2 protein-coding genes are annotated in these 2,319 nt (G+C 74.8%); one reads left to right on the plus strand and one right to left on the minus strand.

Going from position 1 to position 2,319, the window contains the following annotated elements; translation table 11 throughout:
- The first annotated feature begins 46 nt into the window (after positions 1–46).
- The gene (locus B7L92_RS37535; RefSeq protein WP_081241581.1) at positions 47–1,153 is read left to right on the plus strand and encodes an LLM class flavin-dependent oxidoreductase; all 1,107 of its coding nucleotides are present in this window, start codon (positions 47–49) and stop codon (positions 1,151–1,153) included.
- Here the strand turns inward: B7L92_RS37535 and B7L92_RS37540 are convergent.
- Positions 1,129–2,319, minus strand: a 1,191-nt coding sequence (locus tag B7L92_RS37540; RefSeq protein ID WP_081241582.1) for a putative bifunctional diguanylate cyclase/phosphodiesterase, incomplete at its 5' end; no start/stop codon positions are given. The two genes, B7L92_RS37535 and B7L92_RS37540, sit on opposite strands and share 25 nt — an antisense overlap.

Below are 2,319 nucleotides of genomic sequence, written 5' to 3' on the forward strand. Positions count from 1 at the left end.
GGACGGCGCGCCGTCCGCGCAGGCGACACACAGGAGGCACCGCACCGTGGCCGCAGACGACACCGCAGCCGACGAGATCCGAGGCACGGCCCGGGGGGCCGCACCCGTTCCGCTGTCGGTGCTCGACCTGGTCACCGTGGGCGCCGGCAGCACCGCGGGCGACGCCCTGCGCACCAGTGCCGCCCTCGCCCGCCTCGCGGAGGCGCGCGGCTACCACCGCTACTGGGTCGCCGAGCACCACTCGATGCCGGGGGTGGCCTCCTCCTCCCCCGCGGTGATCCTGGCGCACCTCGCCGCCCACACCGACCGCATACGGCTCGGCTCCGGCGGCGTCATGCTCCCCAACCACGCGCCGCTCGTCATCGCCGAGCAGTTCGGCACCCTGGAGGCCATGGCCCCCGGGCGGATCGATCTCGGCCTCGGCCGCGCCCCCGGCACCGACGGCGCCACGGCGGCGGCCCTGCGCCGCACCGACCGGCTGAACGAGGGCGCCGACGACTTCCCCCAGCAGCTCGCCGAGCTCGTCCGCTTCCTGGACGACGACTTCCCCGACGGGCACCCGTACCGCAGGATCCACGCCGTGCCCGGCCCGGTGCAGGGCACCTCGCCCGGCGGGGTGCAGTCCCCGCACCGCCCGCCGGTCTGGCTGCTCGGCTCCTCCGGCTTCAGCGCCCGGCTGGCCGGCATGCTCGGCCTGCCGTTCGCCTTCGCCCACCACTTCTCGGCGCAGAACACCCTCCCCGCGCTGGACCTGTACCGCGAGGCCTTCCGGCCCAGCGGGGTCCTCGACGCGCCCTACGCCCTGATCGGCGTCTCCGCGCTCGCGGCCGACGACGAGAAGGAGGCCCGCCGCCAGGTGCTGGCCGCCGCGCTGAACATGGTCCGGCTGCGCAGCGGTCGCCCGGGCCTGGTGCCCACCCCGGAGGAGGCGGAGGCGTACCCCTTCACCCCCATGGAGCGGGAGTTCGTCGACTCCTGGAACGCCAACGTCGTCCACGGCACCCCGGACGAGGTCCGCGCCGGACTGGACGAGCTGCAGAAGCGCACCGGCGCCGACGAGCTGATGCTCACGGCCAACGCGCACAGCGGTGAGGTGCGGCTGCGCTCCTACGAACTCATCGCCGACTCCTACGGGTTGCCGGCCCCCGCCTGAACCCCGGACGCGCCCAGCAGTTCGGAGATGCGGTCCGGCGGCACCGGGCGGGAGTACAGCCAGCCCTGACCGGTGTCGCACCCGATCCGGCGCAGCCGGGTGGCCTGCGCCGAGGTCTCCACGCACTCCGCGGTGACCGTGAGGCCGAGCCGGTGGGCGAGCTGGACCATCGCCTCGACGATCACCTCGTCGGCCGGGTTCGGTGGGGCGGCGGCGCGCTCCTCGTAGGGGAAGCCCCGGACGAAGGCGCCGTCCAGCTTGAGGACGGACACCGGCAGCCGGCTGAGGTACGCCAGGTTCGAGTAGCCGGTGCCGAAGTCGTCGATGGCGATGCGCACGCCCATGTCGCTGAGCTCCCGCAGGGCCTGCAGCGGCCGGCCGGACGAGCCCATCACCGCTGATTCCGTCAGCTCCAGCTGGAGCAGCCGCGGCGCGAGACCGGTGTCCGCCAGGATCCCGGCGACGTCCGCCACCAGGTCGGAGTCCCAGATCTGGCGGACCGCCACGTTCACGCTGACGAAGATCGGCGGCTCCTCCGGGTGCTCCTCCTGCCAGCGGCGGGCCTGCCGGCAGGCGGTGCGCAGCACCCAGCGGCCGAGGGGCACGATCGAGCCGTCCTCCTCCGCGAGCCCGATGAACCGATTCGGCGTCAGGGTGCCGAACCGGGGGTGGTTCCAGCGGACCAGGGCCTCCACGCCGTGCACCCGGTCGTCCTCCATGCCGACCAGCGGCTGGTACTCCAGCGCGAACTCGCCCCGCTCGATGGCCGGGCGGAGGGCGGAGGCGAGGGCCTGGCGGGTCACCCGGTGGGCGTTGCGCTCCGGGTCGAAGAGCGTCCAGCGGGCCCTGCCGTCGGCCTTCGCCCAGTACAGCGTGGTGTCGGCGGCCTGCATCAGCGCGGTGGGCGTGGTCCCGGCGGTGTGCCGCTCGACCACCCCGATGGACGCGGAGACCGACAGCCGCTGGCCGGAGAGGTCGAAGGGGACCTGGATCGCCCCGAGCACCGACTCGGCGAGGTCGGCGAGCTGTTCGGTGCCGGTGGAGTCCTCCACCAGCAGGGCGAACTCGTCCCCGCCGAGCCGGGCGACCAGCGGGGCACCGGCCCTGCTCCGGCCGGTCTCCCGCGCGCAGCGCGTCAGGCGCTCGGCGACGGCGGCCAGCAGCCG

Origin of the sequence: Streptomyces viridosporus, assembly GCF_002078235.1 — a bacterium.
In the GTDB taxonomy this organism is placed as follows: Bacteria; Actinomycetota; Actinomycetes; order Streptomycetales; family Streptomycetaceae; genus Streptomyces; species Streptomyces viridosporus.